At 61.2% G+C, this 15,762-nt stretch carries 14 protein-coding genes; 5 read left to right on the forward strand and 9 right to left on the reverse strand.

Annotation, left to right across the window (positions count from 1 at the left end; all coding sequences use genetic code 11):
- Nucleotide 1 precedes the first annotated feature (1 nt).
- Genes ACP7B0_RS15110 through ACP7B0_RS15120 form a run of 3 tightly spaced genes read right to left on the reverse strand, consistent with a single transcriptional unit; the run spans nucleotide 2 to nucleotide 3,674 of the window.
- On the reverse strand, nucleotides 2–1,594 hold the full coding sequence (locus tag ACP7B0_RS15110) for a GMC family oxidoreductase N-terminal domain-containing protein (protein ID WP_426142214.1): 1,593 nt from the start codon (nucleotides 1,592–1,594) through the stop codon (nucleotides 2–4).
- A 51-nt stretch (nucleotides 1,595–1,645) separates the two neighbouring features.
- Nucleotides 1,646–2,191 carry a twin-arginine translocation pathway signal protein gene (locus ACP7B0_RS15115; RefSeq protein WP_426142215.1) on the reverse strand — a complete coding sequence of 182 codons (546 nt, stop codon included), beginning with the start codon at nucleotides 2,189–2,191 and terminating at the stop codon, nucleotides 1,646–1,648.
- 55 nt (nucleotides 2,192–2,246) lie between these two features.
- On the reverse strand, nucleotides 2,247–3,674 hold the full coding sequence (locus ACP7B0_RS15120; RefSeq protein WP_426142216.1) for a coniferyl aldehyde dehydrogenase: 1,428 nt from the start codon (nucleotides 3,672–3,674) through the stop codon (nucleotides 2,247–2,249).
- A 161-nt stretch (nucleotides 3,675–3,835) separates the two neighbouring features.
- On the opposite strand from ACP7B0_RS15120, the gene ACP7B0_RS15125 reads away from it, so the two are divergent.
- Together ACP7B0_RS15125 and ACP7B0_RS15130 are read left to right on the forward strand one after the other, a co-directional pair.
- A complete protein-coding gene (locus ACP7B0_RS15125) occupies nucleotides 3,836–4,507 on the forward strand; it encodes a TetR/AcrR family transcriptional regulator (RefSeq protein WP_426142217.1) in 672 nt (223 codons plus the stop codon).
- A 44-nt stretch (nucleotides 4,508–4,551) separates the two neighbouring features.
- Nucleotides 4,552–5,409 carry a sulfurtransferase gene (locus ACP7B0_RS15130; RefSeq protein WP_426142218.1) on the forward strand — a complete coding sequence of 286 codons (858 nt, stop codon included), beginning with the start codon at nucleotides 4,552–4,554 and terminating at the stop codon, nucleotides 5,407–5,409.
- Between the two features lie 883 nt (nucleotides 5,410–6,292).
- Here the strand turns inward: ACP7B0_RS15130 and ACP7B0_RS15135 are convergent.
- From ACP7B0_RS15135 to ACP7B0_RS15160, 6 genes are all read right to left on the reverse strand, one after another.
- The gene (locus tag ACP7B0_RS15135; protein WP_426142219.1) at nucleotides 6,293–6,616 is read right to left on the reverse strand and encodes an AzlD domain-containing protein; all 324 of its coding nucleotides are present in this window, start codon (nucleotides 6,614–6,616) and stop codon (nucleotides 6,293–6,295) included.
- Nucleotides 6,613–7,341: an AzlC family ABC transporter permease gene (locus tag ACP7B0_RS15140; RefSeq protein WP_426142220.1), complete on the reverse strand. Its 729-nt coding sequence runs from the start codon at nucleotides 7,339–7,341 to the stop codon at nucleotides 6,613–6,615. Before ACP7B0_RS15140 ends, ACP7B0_RS15135 begins: the two co-directional genes overlap by 4 nt.
- A 162-nt stretch (nucleotides 7,342–7,503) precedes the next feature.
- Nucleotides 7,504–8,520: a hydrolase gene (locus ACP7B0_RS15145; protein WP_426142221.1), complete on the reverse strand. Its 1,017-nt coding sequence runs from the start codon at nucleotides 8,518–8,520 to the stop codon at nucleotides 7,504–7,506.
- A 259-nt stretch (nucleotides 8,521–8,779) separates the two neighbouring features.
- Nucleotides 8,780–9,364, reverse strand: a complete 585-nt coding sequence (gene rsmD / locus ACP7B0_RS15150; RefSeq protein ID WP_426142222.1) for a 16S rRNA (guanine(966)-N(2))-methyltransferase RsmD — start codon at nucleotides 9,362–9,364, stop codon at nucleotides 8,780–8,782.
- The gene (locus ACP7B0_RS15155) at nucleotides 9,364–10,842 is read right to left on the reverse strand and encodes a M16 family metallopeptidase (RefSeq protein WP_426142223.1); all 1,479 of its coding nucleotides are present in this window, start codon (nucleotides 10,840–10,842) and stop codon (nucleotides 9,364–9,366) included. The genes rsmD and ACP7B0_RS15155 overlap by 1 nt, the downstream gene beginning before the upstream one ends.
- Nucleotides 10,839–12,191, reverse strand: a complete 1,353-nt coding sequence (locus tag ACP7B0_RS15160) for a M16 family metallopeptidase (protein WP_426142224.1) — start codon at nucleotides 12,189–12,191, stop codon at nucleotides 10,839–10,841. Before ACP7B0_RS15160 ends, ACP7B0_RS15155 begins: the two co-directional genes overlap by 4 nt.
- Nucleotides 12,192–12,507: 316 nt before the next feature.
- On the opposite strand from ACP7B0_RS15160, the gene ftsY reads away from it, so the two are divergent.
- Genes ftsY through ftsX form a run of 3 tightly spaced genes read left to right on the forward strand, consistent with a single transcriptional unit; the run spans nucleotide 12,508 to nucleotide 15,736 of the window.
- Nucleotides 12,508–14,040 (forward strand): signal recognition particle-docking protein FtsY, encoded by a 1,533-nt coding sequence (gene ftsY, locus ACP7B0_RS15165; RefSeq protein WP_426142225.1) that lies wholly within the window; start codon nucleotides 12,508–12,510, stop codon nucleotides 14,038–14,040.
- Nucleotides 14,037–14,708: a cell division ATP-binding protein FtsE gene (gene ftsE, locus ACP7B0_RS15170; RefSeq protein WP_020293460.1), complete on the forward strand. Its 672-nt coding sequence runs from the start codon at nucleotides 14,037–14,039 to the stop codon at nucleotides 14,706–14,708. The genes ftsY and ftsE overlap by 4 nt, the downstream gene beginning before the upstream one ends.
- The gene (gene ftsX / locus ACP7B0_RS15175; RefSeq protein ID WP_426142226.1) at nucleotides 14,705–15,736 is read left to right on the forward strand and encodes a permease-like cell division protein FtsX; all 1,032 of its coding nucleotides are present in this window, start codon (nucleotides 14,705–14,707) and stop codon (nucleotides 15,734–15,736) included. Before ftsE ends, ftsX begins: the two co-directional genes overlap by 4 nt.
- Nucleotides 15,737–15,762 lie beyond the last annotated feature (26 nt).

Consider the following 15,762-nt stretch of genomic DNA (forward strand, 5'->3'; position numbering starts at 1 on the left):
ATTACCGTTTCAGCCTTTGCCCCAGCGCCGTGGCCAGTTGTGCTGTCAGCCCGTACACCGACAACTGGGGATTGGCGCCAATGCTGGTGGGGAATAGCGAGCCGTCATGAATTGACAGGTTTTCAAGCTGATGATGGCGGCCAAGGCTGTCGCACACCGCCTGGCGTGGATCTTCGCCCATGGCGCAACCACCCATTACGTGGGCGCTACCCAGTCGGGCGCGAAAAATTTCCAGGCTCAGGCCCGCGATCATGTCCCGGCATTGCGCCATATCGGTGATATAGCGGGCATCGGCGTGCAAGGGCATGACCGCCCGGGCACCCCCGGCGAACTGGATTTCCGCCATGCTTTGATACGCGCGGCGGATACCGTCCCAGGCATAAGGTGAAACCTGATAGTCCAGCACCGGGGTGTCATCACTGCGCAGTTGCACCTGACCACCCTGGCTTTGCGGATGGAAACCATCGCGCAGCAGCGCCAGCATCATGTGGGTATTGGGCAACCCGGCCATGCGCTCGGCGCTTTGCTCCCCGAAACTGCCCAGCAAGGTGCTCGCCAGGGCAGGTTGCAGCGGCGGGACCTCCAGCTTGTAGGACATGCGCCCGGTGACCCCGTCCTGCCACTGGAAGTGATCGGAATAGATCGACTGAGGCGCGCCATAGAACGGGTTGATGACCCGATCAAAGTGCCCCGCAGAAAAGCTCGTCAGATGCAGAAAGGTCCGTTTGCCCGCACGCTCATGAGGATCTGGCGCTCTGGAGCGCATAAGCAGCGCCGGGCTGTTGATCCCGCCGCCCGCCAGCACGAAATGCCGTGCGTTGACCCGGATCGTGCGACCGTTGGGCGCAACACAGCGTTCGTCCATCCCCACGCAGTGCAACCCGATGACTTTTCCGCCCTCGATCAGCAAACGCTCGGCCCGGGCCAGGTACAGCAACTCGCCGCCGTTCTCCAGCGTGGCGGGGATGGTCGTCACCAGCATCGACTGCTTGGCATTGGTGGGGCAGCCCATGCCGCAATAACCCAGGTTCCAGCAGCCGCGCACATTGCGGGGGATGACATGCCAGCTGTAGCCCAATTGCTCACAGCCCAGGCGAATCACGTCATTGTTGGCATTGGGCGGCATGATCCAGGGCGCCACCCCCAGACGTTGCTCCATTTTCGCGAACCAGGGTGCCATGTCGTCGGGGCTGTGGCCTTTGACGTCGTGCGCCATGGCCCAGTGTTCCAGCGTCGCCGCGGGTGTGCGAAAACTGGACGTCCAGTTGATCAGCGTCGTGCCGCCCACGGCCCGACCTTGCAGGATGGTAATGGCGCCATCCTTGCTCATGCGGCCGATGCCTTCCTGATACAGGCTGGAATAGGCCTGGTCTTCCAGCATCCTGAAGTCGGAACTGGTCTTGAGCGGGCCTTCTTCGATCAGCAGCACCTTGAAACCCATCTGGCTGAGAACTTCCGCCGTGGTACCGCCGCCCGCGCCGCTGCCGATGATGGCGACGTCAGCTTCAAGGGTCAGGTTCTCGTTCAAGCGCGAACCATCATGGGTTTTCCAGCCACGACTCAAGCCTTCGCGAAACGGGTCAGGGACAGGCATACAACCTCGATCTTCTTTTTAGTCAGGCTTTGTACGAGCCTAGGGGGACGATCATATTTTCGGCGGGCCGGGGTACCCGCAATGCACCCAGGATTGCGGGCTGCTGTACCAGGCCATCAGGATCAATTGCAGCAAAGCGCTGTGGCCCTGGCGCAGCAGATTCAGTGAGCTGTTCTGCCAGCGGGCCAGAAACATCCGGATCTGCTCGCGGCTGGCGTTTTCCCAGCGCCCCCAGATCCCGGCCAGCGGGCCGCGGGTCAGCGGCAGGGTCAGGACATCGAACAGTTGCAGGCTGAGTGTGAGCATTTCTGGCGACAGGCTGTTCAGGCCGTTGTCGATGTAACGCAACGTGTCGTCTATCGCCTGCTGCAGCGAAGTGCCGTTCAGGCTGCCTTCGAGCATGACCGGGATCAGCGCCCGCAGGAACGGCAGGTCACTGTCGCGCAAAACCGCAAAGCCGTTGGCGGCGGTGCTGGCCGAACAACCGCTCAGGCTTGCAGTCAGGCTCGCGGTGGACAGGAAGGCACCGGCGCACAGGCCGATTTTCATGAAGTCTCGGCGGGAGCTGTCAGCCGGTTCAGCGTGTTTGATATTCATCAGCCGCCTTCTGAACGAATGGGAGCAAGCTCGCTGCCTTTACCGAAACGGGAATTCACCGAACAAACAGCCGATAAACCAGTCGATGAATCGCTTTGCCATAGGGCGGATAAATCAGCCGTGCGGCGTTGAAGCGTTGCTTGATGAACACACCTTTGGCCTTGCTGAACGTCAGGAAGCCTTCGCGACCATGGTAATGGCCCATTCCCGAAGGGCCGACCCCGCCGAAAGGCAAGTCGTCCTGGGCGACATGGAGCAGCGTGTCGTTCAGGCACACGCCGCCGGAATGTGTCTGTTCCAGCACCCGCTGTTGTTCTGCCTTGTTGTAGCCGAAGTAATAAAGCGCCAGTGGGCGAGGGCGTTGATTGATGTAGGCAAAAGCCTGGTCGATGCTGGTGTAGGGCACGATCGGCAACAGCGGCCCGAAAATCTCATCCTGCATCACGAGCATGTCGTCGTTGACGTTCAGCAACAGGTTGAACGCCATGCGCCGCTCCTGGCTCTGGTCGTACAGCGCGATGACGCTCGCGCCTTTGGCTTTCGCGTCGTCAAGGTAGCCGCTCAGGCGCGCCACCTGGCGCTGATTGATGATTGCCGTGTAGTCCGGGTTGTCTGCCAGCGTCGGATAAAACCCAAGTACCGCATGCTTGTAGGCGTCGATGAAGCCTTCGATTCGATCATGCGGCACCAACACGTAATCAGGTGCGACGCAGGTTTGCCCGGCGTTGAGGGTTTTGCCAAAGGCGATCCGCTCGGCTGCGTCCTTGAGCGGCACATCATGGGAAACAATCGCGGGGGATTTGCCGCCCAGTTCCAGTGTCACTGGCGTGAGGTTTTCAGCGGCAGCGCGCATCACTTGTCGGCCGACGCTGGTGGAGCCGGTGAACAGCAAGTGGTCGAACGGCAGTTTTGAAAACGCGATCCCCACCTCGGCTTCGCCCAGCACCACCGCCACCAGGTCTTCCGGGAACACCTGTGCAAACAGGCGCTTGAGCAGCTCGCCGGTGGTGGGCGTGGCCTCACTGAGCTTGAGCATGACCCGATTGCCCGCCGCCAGCGCCCCGATCATCGGCCCCACGGCGAGAAACAGCGGGTAATTCCACGGCACGATCACACCGACCACGCCCAACGGCTGATACACCACTTTGGCGGACGCCGGCTGGAACGCCATGCCCACTTTGCGCCGTGCCGGTTTCATCCATTTTTTAAGATGCTTGCGGGCATCATCAATGCCCATCAGGCACGGCATGAGTTCGGCGAGCAGGGTTTCATCGGCGCTGCGGTGGCTGAAATCGCTACTGATGGCCGAGATCAACGCCTGGCGTTCGACGCTGAGCGTGTCGCGCAAGCTCTTGAGCCATTGCAGCCGCTGGCCAGCAGTGGGCATGGGATTGGCGGCAAACGCGCTGCGCTGCTGGGTGAAGAGCCGATCCAGATCGCTTGGCGGCGGCACATCGTGCTGGCGTGCAAGTTCGGCGGGCATGCGCGATTCCTTTTTAGTGTTGTTGAGTGTTTTTAGAGTCAATGCTCTATAAAGTCAACGGCCAGGTGATCGGGCAGCGCTTACGAGCAACCCGAGGCAGCGATCAGGTATTGCGTTAACATTCGTCTCATACCCACAACACCCAAGCGACCGAGCTGAGCATGGCCCCACGCATCAAGACCCGTGAACGCATCGTGCAGACCAGCCTTGAGCTGTTCAATCTGCAGGGCGAGCGCAGTGTGAGCACCAATCACATCGCCGCGCACATGGAGATTTCGCCGGGCAATCTGTATTACCACTTCCCCAACAAGCAGGCGATCATCGCCGAGCTGTTCACCGAATATGAAACCCTGGTGAACACCTTCCTGCGTCCGCCCAGCGGGCGTCTGCCCACCGTGGAGGACAAGCGCTATTACCTGCTGGAAATCCTAGACGGCATGTGGCGCTATCGCTTTCTGCATCGCGACCTTGAGCATTTGCTGGATGCAGACCCGGAACTGGCCGACCGCTACCGGCGTTTTTCCCAGCATTGTTTGATTCAGGCCATGGCGATCTACGGCGGCTTCGTCGAGGCTGGTATCTTGAATATGGATGAGGTGCAGATCGAGTCACTGACGCTCAACACCTGGATCGTTTTGACGTCCTGGGTGCGCTTTCTCTGCACCACGCGCGAGCACAGCAGCCACGTGAGCGAAAGCGCCATGCGGCGCGGGGTGTATCAGGTATTGATGCTGGAGTCCGGCTATGTCACTGCCCAGGCGCGCGACGAGGTCAGCGCGCTGTGTTCTGAATTCTACGTGCCATTGCATGAAGCGTTGGCGCAGCGGGCCTGACTCAGGCCCGGTGATCAAATAATGAACAATTGAAGGAGCCAGTCATGTCTATCGCGCAATTGATCAGTCCCCAGCAACTGGCCGAACGCCAGGAAAAAGGTGGCCTGGTGATTCTTGATTGCCGCTTCGCCCTTGAAGACCCCGAGTACGGGCAACGTAGCTACGCAGAAGGGCACATCGCGGGTGCCTGCTTTGTCGACCTGGAGCGCGACCTCAGCGGCCCGATGCGCAAGGGCAAGACCGGACGCCATCCGCTGCCGAACCCTCAACTGCTGATGCAGCGTTTACAGGCCCTGGGCGTAAACGCAGGCAGCGATGTCGTGCTGTATGACGACGGCCCTGGCGTCTACGCGGCCCGGGCCTGGTGGCTGCTGGCCTGGCTGGGCAAGCGCGAAGGCGTGTTCATCCTGGATGGCGGCCTCAAAGCCTGGCATGCAGCCGGCTTGCCGTTGAGCCTGGATGCGCCGGAAAAAAGCGTGGGCGATTTCACCGGTCAGCCGGACAACAGGTTGGTGATCGACGCCGAACACTTGCGGGCGAGATTGAGTGATCCGGGCATGACGCTGATTGATGCCCGCGCCGAGGCGCGTTTCCGGGGCGAAGTCGAACCCATCGACCCGGTCGCCGGGCATATTCCCGGCGCACAATGTGCGGCTTTCACCGAGAACCTTGGGCCGGACGGGCGATTTTTGAACGCCGAACAGCTCAAACAACGCTTCGCCGCCAAACTGCAGGATCGCGCTCCAGAAAGCCTCGTGGCCTACTGCGGCTCCGGCGTCACCGCTTGCCACAACCTGTTCGCGCTGTGCCTGGCGGGCTATCCGCTGGGGAGGTTGTATGCCGGGTCGTGGAGTGACTGGATTACCGATCCGGGGCGGGAAGTGGCGACGGGGAGTGTTTAGCGAACGGGCTTAAGAATCCATACGCGAAAACGCCAAGTCCTTGAGCGCGCTATGTAAATACCCTGTTGCGCTGTCTCGGAAACGTATGCATATCCGGCATTGGCAGTGACGCATGGTCACCTTTGCGCCCTTACGGCGCGTCACTTTGTCGTGGCAAAGTAACCAAACCGTCGGCTCCTTTGTCCGGTTGCGCTTCGCGCAATTCCCTCACTCCGGCATTACTCCGTGGGTCGCCGCAAAGGGCCATCCATGGCCCAGTGCGGCTAACCCGGCATCCATGCCGGGTTCCCCACTGCGCAATGCCTGCGTTCGGCCGGCCACAAGTCGCAATCGAGTCGCCTGGACGTTTTGTGTGCAGGCACAATGCCTGCGAAATCTTTGTGGCACTGACTTTAACCAGGGAACTGTCCAGTGATATCGCTGTGGGACCGGCTTTAGCCGGGAAGAGGTCGGTAGGGCCCCGGCAGTTTTTTTGCCTGGCACATCGCCTTCCCGGCTAAAGCCGGTCCCAAGTGGCCTGCGATGCGATTTTGAAGACACCGCCAAACGCGCGTCGGGAGGCTGAGCGCAGGTGTCGTGGTGTGGGGCGATCGGCATGGATGCCGGGCGAGCGCCGTTGGGCCATGGATGGCCCGTCGGCGCGTACCCACACCACGGCACCGGAGCGAAGGAACCCCTGCGCAGCAGGGGCCGGACGTCAGCGCACATGGTTTTCCCCCATTTTGCCGAAACAAAATGGGGTCGACCGTCAGGGCGAAACCTGGATAAGCAGCACCGCCAATGCTGTTGCTGCCACCCGTTCCAAAACGCGCCACTCGCAATAACAAAGCCAGTCCTGTCGCCGTCTGGCGCGCTCCTGCGCGGTCGATCCCCGCAGTGCAGCCTAAACCTGCCCCAATACCCAGCGCAGCACAAAAAACACCAGCAACCCGCCGCCAATGGTTGCCAACAGATTACGACTGAAGGCAGCGATGGCGATGGATGCTAACCCGGCCAGCAGATACGCGTTATCCAGGCTCAACTGCCAATGTGTGCCATCGGGCAGCAACATGCCGGGCACGACGATGGCGGTCAGGACGGCGGTGGGCACATAGTGCAAGCCTTGGCGCACCACGGGCGGGAAGCGCAGGTTCGGCCAGGCGAACAGGCTGTAGCGCATCAGAAAGGTAATCGTTGCCATGGCGAGGATCAGCCACCAGTAACTCACGGGTGCACCTCCTTGGTTGCGTCGTGTGGTGCAGTCGTTTGCTGTCGACGCTCCAGAATGACCCCCACTGCGATGCCACTGAACGCGGCGGCCATCAGGCCGAGTTTGTAAGGCCAGGCGTAGGTCAGCAGGGCGACGGCGCCCGCCGCCAGTGCTGCGGCAATCTGCGGTTTGTTGCGCAGCAAGGGCACGACGATCCCTATGAAGGTGGCGAGCATGGCAAATTCCAGCCCCCAACTGGCCATGTCCGGCACGGCCTGGCCAAATAACACCCCCACCAGCGAACTGGTCACCCAACTGGTGTACAAGGCACTGGCAACGCCCAGCCAATACCAATGCGCCAGGGGCGTGCGGCCATGCACGAGATAAAACCGCTGAACAACGGCGAAGGTTTCATCCGTCAGCCAGAACGCCAGCAACAAGCGCCAGCGCTGAGGCAGCCCGGACACTTGAGGTTGCAGGGTCGCGCTGTAGAGCACGTGGCGCAGATTGACGATGAAGGTGGTCAGGAGGATCACCACGGCGCCTGCGCTGGCGCTCATCAGGCTGATCACAATGAATTGTGCCGAGCCTGCGTAGACGAACATCGACATGCCAACGGCCTGCCACAACGACAGCCCGGCCACCCCGGCCAGGGTGCCGAAAATAATACCGAAAGGGACAATACCGACAATCATTGGAACGCTGTCGCGAAGGCCTTGAAGATAGAGCGGAGTGCGGGACATTAGGGTCCTCCTTGTGTCCCGCATCTTAGCTCAGTCTGTGACCCGGAATCTGCGATGGAGCGAGGCTTGCCCGCGAAGGCTTGCTTCCTGACTCTGATGGGGTGATTTTGCCGGCCTCTTCGCGGGCAAGCCTCGCTCCAACGATAGGTGTGTTACGCCGGGTTATCCCCGATGCGTCGCCATCAGCCATGTAGGGATACGTCGCTCCAGGTAGTAACCCGGGTTTTTCAGCGAGCCGTCGACAAAGCCCACATGGCCGCCTTTTGGCTGAAGCTCGAATTCGGTGCTGGATGACAGCTCATCGGCATCGGGCAGGCTGTGCTTGAAGACGAAAGGGTCGTCTTCGGCATGGATGATCAGTGTGGGCGTGCGGATTTCTCCCAGAAAGTAGCGGCTGGAGGCACGCCGGTAGTAATCCTTGGCGTCGGTATAACCATGAAGCGGGGCGGTTACCCGGCCATCAAAGTCCCAGAAGGTGCGCATGTTTTCCAGCGAACCCAGCGCCGACAGTTCCGCCAGCCCTTCGCTCATTCCTTCATGCTGGAAATGGCGCTGTTTGTCCCTGACGTAGGCCAGCATTTCGCGCATGAAGTGCCGCTGGTACACCCTGGAAAAGCCCATGCCGATGCGGTCGGCGCACTCATCCAGACGGAAGGGCACCGATACCGCGACGGCGCCGAGCAGGTCGCTGTTGTGGCCTGATTCCCCGAGGTACTTGAGCAGCACATTGCCGCCCAGCGAATAGCCCACGGCGTACAGCGGCGCCAGTGGCCGCAGCGCACGCAAATGGGCGACCACCGAGGCGAGGTCTTCGCTGGCGCCGGAGTGATAGCTGCGCGACAGCAGATTGGGTTCGCCAGAACAGCCTCGCCAGTTCAGTGCCACGCTGGCCCAGCCTTCCTGAGCCAGTGCCTGCTGCAAACCCGCCACATACGGCGAGTTTGATGAACCGGTCAGGCCATGCAGTACCAGCACCAGCGGGGCATCGACCTGATGCGGGCCAAACCAGTCCAGGTCCAGGAAATCACCATCGGCCAGCCAGATGCGCTCGCGCTGACGTTCCATGGGTTTGACCTTGCGCCACAGCGGGCCCCACAGCGTTTGCAGGTGCGGATTGCCCAGGCCTGACGCGGGAACAAAGCGGCTGCCAAATGAGGAATGTGCGAGTGGATTGGTCACGGTCTTCCTGCGCCCAGTGGCGTTGCTGGATAAGCGTAAGGTGCCACAAGTGGGATGCGATGTAAGTGGGTGGGTGCTCAGCGGTACAGCGACAAGCTGGCGACATTACGCCTGCAGGACCGGATTCAGCCGGGAAGAGGCCAGGGCGTTCGCTGCACCTGCATTGCCTGAAATACCCCTTCCGGGCTAAAGCCGGTCCCACGGTGTTGAGCGGCACCCCGAAAGCTGGACACCTATCCAGACGTCGGGGCGCGGTTCATCAGCCGCGTTGCCACAGTGCGTAATACACTTGCCCGGCCTTCTTTTCCCGGTGCAGACGCCAGGTTCCCGGCAGTCCGGTCGTGGAGGGCGGGGTTTCGCTCTCCGTGTAAATCCAGGCGTTGTCCGCCAGCCAGCCGTGGGATTCCAGCAGGGCGCACGCCGAAGCCAGCAGATTCTGATGGAACGGCGGGTCGAGGAAAACCACGTCGAACGGTTCTGCGGCCTGGGTTTCCAGATGGCGCAGTGCGTCGGTGTGTGACAACTGGCCGGTCGTGCAGCCCAGCATCGTCAGGTTCTGGCGCAGGCTGGCGATGGCTGCTGCGCTGTTGTCCAGTGCCAGCCCCTTGCTCGCGCCACGGGACAAGGCTTCGAAAAACAGCGCGCCGCTGCCGGTGAACACATCCAGCACGCGGGCACCTTCAATGTGGGCCGCCAGCCAGTTGAACAGGGTTTCGCGCACCCGATCAGGTGTCGGGCGCAAGCCGGGGGCGTCAGGGAAGGTCAGCTTGCGGCTGCCCCATTGCCCACCGATGATACGGAGTTGGCCCAGGCCGTTATGGCCCTTAGGGCGTGGATTGGCCATTAATGCTCCGGGACCCCGAGAGGTTGTTCAGCAGGTTTTTCGGTCGGCGGCGGCAGTGGTTTCTGCGGGACAGTCGGCCCGGCAGTGACGATCACCATCTTGTCAGCGCTCAAATGTTTGTTCATGGCGGCCTTGACCTGCTCGACGGTGACTTCCTGCGACTGCGTCATGAAGTCTTCGAGGAAGGTCAGCGGCAGGTCATAGAAGCCGATGGCCCCCAATTGCCCGACGATAGCCGAGTTGCTGGCGGTGGACAGCGGGAAACTGCCGGCCAGTTCGCGCTTGGCGTCGTCCAGTTCTTTCTGGGTCGGCCCGTTGGCGAGGAAGTCGCGCACGATGTCCTGCACCAGTTTCAGCGTGTTTTCGCTGAGTTCGGCGCGGGTCTGCAAGCTGATCATGAAGGGGCCTTGTGCCTGCATCGGGGTGAAGCCCGATGAAACCCCATAGGTCAGGCCGCGCTTCTCACGCACTTCCGTCATCAAACGGCTGCCGAAACCGCCACCGCCCAGCACCGAATTGCCCAATGACAATGCGGCAAAATCAGGATCGTTACGGTCGATGCCCAGTTGCGCGAGCATCAAGTGAGTCTGCTTGGACGGAAACTCAATGTGGGTTTCCCCCGCCTTGGGTTCAACGGGTGCTGGCAGTTTCGCCAGTGCCGGGCCTTTTGGCAGTGATGCCGACACCTGCGCGGCAATGGCCTGTGCTTCCTCGCGGGACAAATCGCCCACCAGCGCAATCACCGTGTTGCCCGCTGCATAAGCCTTGGCGTGGAACGCCTTGAGCTGAGCAAGGGTAATCGGCGTGATGGTCTGGGCGGTGCCTTCGCTTGGATGGCCGTAAGGATGATCACCGTACAGGCGCTTGAACAGCTCTTTACCAGCCAGCGCGCCGGGGTTCTGCTTCTGGTACTCGAAGCTGGCCAGCAGTTGGTTCTTGATCCGCGCCAGCGAGTCGGCAGGGAATGTCGGCTTGCCCACCACTTCGGAGAACAGCTTGAGGGCAGGCTCACGTTTGTCCGGTGCGCTCAGGCTGCGGATCGAAGCCACGGCCATGTCGCGATAGGCACCATTACCGAAGTCCGCTCCCAGGCCTTCGAAACCTTCGGCGATGGCGCTGACGTCCTTGCCTTTGACGCCTTCGTTGAGCATGGCGTTGGTCAGCACGGCGATGCCGGGCGTGGCCTGGTCCTGGCTGCTGCCAGCGGCGAAAGTCAGGCGCAGGTCGAACATCGGCAGCTCACGGGCTTCGACAAACAGCACCTTGGCGCCTTCGGCGGTCTTCCAGGTCTGGATGTTCAACGCCCGGCGCGCAGGTGCCTTGCCGTCGAGCTCTTTCAACGATTGCAGGGCAGGATGGGCGGGAGCGTCAGCCTTGACTGCGTCCTCGGCCAGTGCGGTCTGTGCGGCAAAAACACTGAGGCCGGAGGTCAACAACAGACCAAACAGCGTGTTACGTAGGCCGTTGCGGTCACTCATTTGGCTTTCTCCTCAGGCAGAACGTGCGCAACGCTGAGGCGCTCACGGGTGAAATAGGTGCTCGCGGCTTTCTGGATATCGGCCGGTGTGACGCTCTGCAGCGACGCCAGCTCCTCGTCGATCAGCCTCCATGACAGGCCGACGGTTTCCAGTTCGCCGATGGTGCTGGCCTGGCTGGTGATGGAGTCCCGTTCGTAGACCAGTCCGGCGATGACTTGCGCCCGGACGCGCTCCAGTTCTTCGGTTGAAGGCGGCTTGGTTTTCAGCTCGTTGAGCAGTTTCCAGATGCCGGCTTCGACATTCCCCAGGGTTTTCTTCTTTTGCATGTTCGGTGTGGCGCTGATCATGAACAGGCTGTCGCCCCGGGCAAACGCGTCGTAGTTGGACGAAGCACCGGACACCAGTTCTTCACCTCGTTCCAGGCGGGACGGGATGCGCGCGCTGTAACCGCCGTCAAGCAAGGCGGCGATCAGGCGCAAGGCATTGACCGAGCGAGGGTCTTCAGCGGTGGCCAGACTCGGCACGTTAAAGCCGTACATCAGGCTCGGCATTTGCGTCTGCACATGCAATGTGATCTGGCGTTCGCCGGGCGCTGCCAGTTCCAGCGGTTTTTTCGATGGCGGCACGTCACGACGCGGGATTGGCCCGAAGAAACGCTCGGCCAAGGCTTTGACCTCCTCGGGTTTCACGTCACCGACCACCACCAGCGTGGCGTTGTTCGGCGCATACCAGGACTCATACCAGTGACGCAGCTCCTCGACCTTCATGCGCTCCAGGTCAGCCATCCAGCCGATGGTCGGCGTGTGGTAGCCGCTGGCGGGGTAGGCCATGGCCTTGAAGCGCTCGTAGGCCTTGGCGTTGGGCTTGTCGTCGGTGCGCAGGCGGCGCTCTTCCTTGATGACCTCGATCTCGCGGCTGAACTCGTCAGGTGGCAGCTTGAGGCTGGCCATGCGGTCGGCTTCCAGCTCAAAGGCCACGCTCAGGCGGTCCCGGGCCAGCACCTGGTAATAAGCGGTGTAGTCGTCGCTGGTGAAGGCGTTCTCTTCGGCGCCCAGATCCCGCAGGATCAGCGAGGCTTCGCCGGGGCCAGCCTTGGAGCTGCCCTTGAACATCATGTGTTCCAGCGCGTGGGACAAACCGGTCTGGCCCGGCGTTTCGTAGCTGGAGCCGACTTTGTACCAGACCTGGGAAACCACCACCGGGGCGCGGTGGTCTTCGCGAACGACCACTTTGAGGCCGTTATCGAGCATGAATTCATGGGTAGGTTGCGGATCGGCGGCCAATGCTGTCAGGGGCAGACAAATTGTGCTGAGCAGCAGGCCTGCGGCGCGGCGGGCTAAAGCATTCATTCGTAATTCGAACCTGTAGGACGGCCCGCGTGAACTTAGCGTCGGCGGGCGCGGGGGTGTTAGGATAGCGACCTGTTTGCTCTGCGACCATGACAAAGATGCAGGAACATTCAGATACGAGCTGGCCAGGACGCGGATCCGGCGTGGCTCGTTGCGCAGTGTTCCTGACACTGCGGGGAAAGCATTCCAGATGGCAGAGAGTGATTGACGCTTGGCGAGCAGATGAACAAGCAGGCCGAAAAACAGTCTGTTTTGCATATCAGAATTTTCAGAGGCGCCGCTCTGGCGCGTCGCTACCTTGAGATAGCCGTCCTCCATGTTTGGTTCCAACGACGACAAGAAGACCCCAGCCCCGGCTGGCGAGAAGAAAGGCCTGTTCGGATGGCTGCGCAAAAAGCCGCAGGAAACCGTAGTCGAGCAGCCACAAGACTTATCCACAGCAGCGCCTGAGCCGATTGTCGAATCGACTCCGGTGGTCGCTGAGCCGGCTTTCGCCCCGGCGGCGACGCCCGAGCCTGTGCGCGAAGCCTTCCAGCCTGAGCCGCAGCCGGACCGTCCGCCTGCGCAGCCTCAGCCCTGGTTGACCTTGCCCGTGGCCGAAGAGCCGGTGGCGTTGATCGACGAGCGTGAGCCTCACGTCACGCCGTCGATTGCCCCGCAAGTGGCTTTCCATTCGCAGCCGCAGCCGCAGCCGCAGCCAGAGCCAGCGCTGCAACCGACACCCCGTGTCGACGTACCCATGGTGGAGCCGGAATCCGCCATCGTGCCAGAGCCAGAGCGGGTTCCCGGGCCGGAACCCGAACCTGAGCCGGTCGCCGTTGCGCCTGCTGCTGCGCCGCTGGTTGTCGCGCCCGCCATCGTCGCCCCCGAGCTGGACGCGGCTACGCCTGCCATCGCTGCCCAGACCGAAGCGGCCAAAGCCGGTTTCTTTGCCCGACTCAAGCAAGGCCTGTCCAAAACCAGCGCCAGCCTCGGCGAAGGCATGGCCAGCCTGTTTCTGGGCAAGAAAGTCATCGACGATGACCTGCTCGAAGAAATCGAAACCCGTCTGCTGACCGCTGACGTGGGCGTTGAAGCGACCAGCGTGATCATCCAGAGCCTGACGCAGAAGGTTGCCCGCAAGCAGTTGACCGATGCCGACGCGCTCTACACGTCTTTGCAGGCCGAGCTGGCCGCGTTGCTCAAACCGGTCGAGCAACCTTTGATCATCGACAGCAGTCGCCGACCTTTCGTGATTCTGGTCGTCGGCGTCAATGGCGCGGGCAAGACCACCACCATCGGCAAGCTGGCCAAGAAGCTGCAACTGGAAGGCAAGAAAGTCATGCTGGCTGCGGGCGATACGTTCCGCGCCGCCGCTGTCGAGCAATTGCAGGTGTGGGGCGAGCGCAACAATATTCCGGTCATCGCCCAGCACACGGGCGCGGATTCCGCCTCGGTGATCTTCGACGCCGTACAGGCCGCCAAGGCCCGTGGCATCGACGTGTTGATTGCTGACACCGCCGGGCGCCTGCACACCAAAGACAACCTGATGGAAGAGCTGAAAAAGGTTCGTCGGGTGATGGGCAAGCTGGACGCCGACGCGCCTCATGAGGTGCTGCTGGTGCTTGATGCGGGCACAGGCCAGAACGCCATCAACCAGGCCAAACAGTTCAATCAGACCGTGTCCCTGACCGGTCTGGCATTGACCAAGCTCGATGGCACCGCCAAGGGCGGCGTGATCTTCGCGCTGGCCAAGCAGTTCGGCCTGCCGATTCGCTATATCGGCGTGGGCGAAGGCATTGATGATCTGCGCACGTTTGAAGCGCAACCCTTTGTTCAGGCTCTGTTTGCGGAGCGGGAGCGCACATGATTCGTTTCGAACAGGTCGGTAAACGCTATCCGAACGGACACGTCGGCTTGCATGAGCTGAGCTTTCGAGTGCGTCGCGGTGAATTCTTGTTTGTCACCGGTCACTCCGGTGCCGGCAAAAGTACGTTGTTGCGGCTGCTGCTCGCCATGGAGCGCCCGACCACGGGCAAATTGCTTCTGGCTGGCCAGGATCTGGGGCAGATCACCACGGCCCAGATTCCGTTTCTGCGTCGTCAGATCGGCGTCGTGTTTCAGAACCACCAGTTGTTGTTCGATCGCACCGTGTTCAACAACATTGCGCTGCCGTTGCAGATCCTGGGTTTGTCCAAGGCCGAAATCAACAAGCGCGTTGATTCTGCCCTGGAGCGTGTCGCGCTGTCGGACAAGACCGATCTGTACCCGGGCGATTTGTCCACCGGGCAACAGCAACGCGTCGGCATCGCCCGGGCCATCGTCCATCGCCCGGCCTTGCTGCTGGCCGACGAACCCACGGGTAACCTCGATCCACGCCTGGCGGCGGAAATCATGGGGGTGTTCGAAGACATCAATCGACTGGGCACCAGCGTGCTTATCGCCAGTCACGACCTGGCCCTGATTGCCCGCATGCGTCATCGCATGTTGACCTTGCAACGTGGCCGTCTGATCGGTGACGGGGAGGCAGGCGTATGAGTGCTACACGCGCTCCAAAGGTTTCTGAACGCGTGGCGCCCAAAGCCGCCGAGCCGACGCCCTCGAAAAAACCCAAGAAAAACAGCCATGACGACGACGGCCCGGATTTCAGTACCCTGTTCAACGCCTGGCTGGAAGCCCACCGTGCCAGCCTGCTGGACAGCCTTAAGCGTTTGGGCAAACAGCCGTTTGGCAGCTTTTTCACCTGTCTGGTCATGGCGATTGCCCTGAGTCTGCCCATGGGCTTGTCATTGCTGTTGAACAATGTCGAGCGTCTGGGTGGCTCCTGGCAACGTGCGGCGCAGATTTCGCTGTATATGACGCTGGATGCCAGCGCCAGCGAAGGGAACAAGCTGCGCGACGACATCAAACAGATGCCGGGTGTGGCCGACGCTGAATACATCAGCCGCGAGCAGGCCCTGAACGAGTTTCAGCAGCAATCCGGTCTAGGCGAAGCGCTCAAGGAATTGCCGGAAAACCCCTTGCCGGGTGTTGTGGTGGTGACGCCCAATGAAGTGGACAAGACCGCGCTGGAAGCGCTGCGCGGCCGTCTGGCTGAATTGCCCAAGGTGCAGCAGGCCCAACTGGATCTGCTGTGGGTCGAACGGCTGGCGGCGATCCTGAAACTGGGTGACCGGTTTGTGTTCGGCCTGACGGTCCTGTTGGTCCTGGCCCTGCTGCTGGTGATCGGTAATACCATTCGTCTGCACATCGAGAACCGGCGCACCGAGATTGAGGTCATTAAACTGGTTGGCGGTACCGATAGTTATGTACGGCGTCCTTTCCTTTATATGGGCGCATTGTATGGTCTCGGGGCAGGATTTCTGTCTTGGGGGGTTCTGGCTTTTGGTCTAGACTGGCTCAACGACGCCGTTGTCGGGCTGGCCGGGCTGTATGGAAGCGACTTTGCCCTGGCTGGCGTACCACTCGCAGATGGCCTTTCGCTCTTGCTTGGAGCGGTCCTGTTGGGGTATATCGGTGCGTGGATTGCAGTAGCACGCCATTTAAGTGAGCTGGCACCTCGGTAAATTTTTCTTCATCTATTGACTTCTTC

It is taken from the genome of Pseudomonas sp. DWP3-1-2 (assembly GCF_049896285.1).
Lineage (GTDB): Bacteria > Pseudomonadota > Gammaproteobacteria > Pseudomonadales > Pseudomonadaceae > Aquipseudomonas.

Excerpts from the sequence above, each read along its gene's own strand:
- ACP7B0_RS15110 (WP_426142214.1), bottom strand. The coding sequence starts at position 1,594 with ATGCCTGTCCCTGACCCGTTTCGCGAAGGCTTGAGTCGTGGCTGGAAA.
- ACP7B0_RS15115 (WP_426142215.1), bottom strand. The coding sequence starts at position 2,191 with ATGAATATCAAACACGCTGAACCGGCTGACAGCTCCCGCCGAGACTTC.
- ACP7B0_RS15120 (WP_426142216.1), bottom strand. The coding sequence starts at position 3,674 with ATGCCCGCCGAACTTGCACGCCAGCACGATGTGCCGCCGCCAAGCGAT.
- ACP7B0_RS15125 (WP_426142217.1), top strand. The coding sequence starts at position 3,836 with ATGGCCCCACGCATCAAGACCCGTGAACGCATCGTGCAGACCAGCCTT.
- ACP7B0_RS15130 (WP_426142218.1), top strand. The coding sequence starts at position 4,552 with ATGTCTATCGCGCAATTGATCAGTCCCCAGCAACTGGCCGAACGCCAG.
- ACP7B0_RS15140 (WP_426142220.1), bottom strand. The coding sequence starts at position 7,341 with ATGTCCCGCACTCCGCTCTATCTTCAAGGCCTTCGCGACAGCGTTCCA.
- rsmD (WP_426142222.1), bottom strand. The coding sequence starts at position 9,364 with ATGGCCAATCCACGCCCTAAGGGCCATAACGGCCTGGGCCAACTCCGT.
- ACP7B0_RS15155 (WP_426142223.1), bottom strand. The coding sequence starts at position 10,842 with ATGAGTGACCGCAACGGCCTACGTAACACGCTGTTTGGTCTGTTGTTG.
- ACP7B0_RS15160 (WP_426142224.1), bottom strand. The coding sequence starts at position 12,191 with ATGAATGCTTTAGCCCGCCGCGCCGCAGGCCTGCTGCTCAGCACAATT.
- ftsY (WP_426142225.1), top strand. The coding sequence starts at position 12,508 with ATGTTTGGTTCCAACGACGACAAGAAGACCCCAGCCCCGGCTGGCGAG.
- ftsE (WP_020293460.1), top strand. The coding sequence starts at position 14,037 with ATGATTCGTTTCGAACAGGTCGGTAAACGCTATCCGAACGGACACGTC.
- ftsX (WP_426142226.1), top strand. The coding sequence starts at position 14,705 with ATGAGTGCTACACGCGCTCCAAAGGTTTCTGAACGCGTGGCGCCCAAA.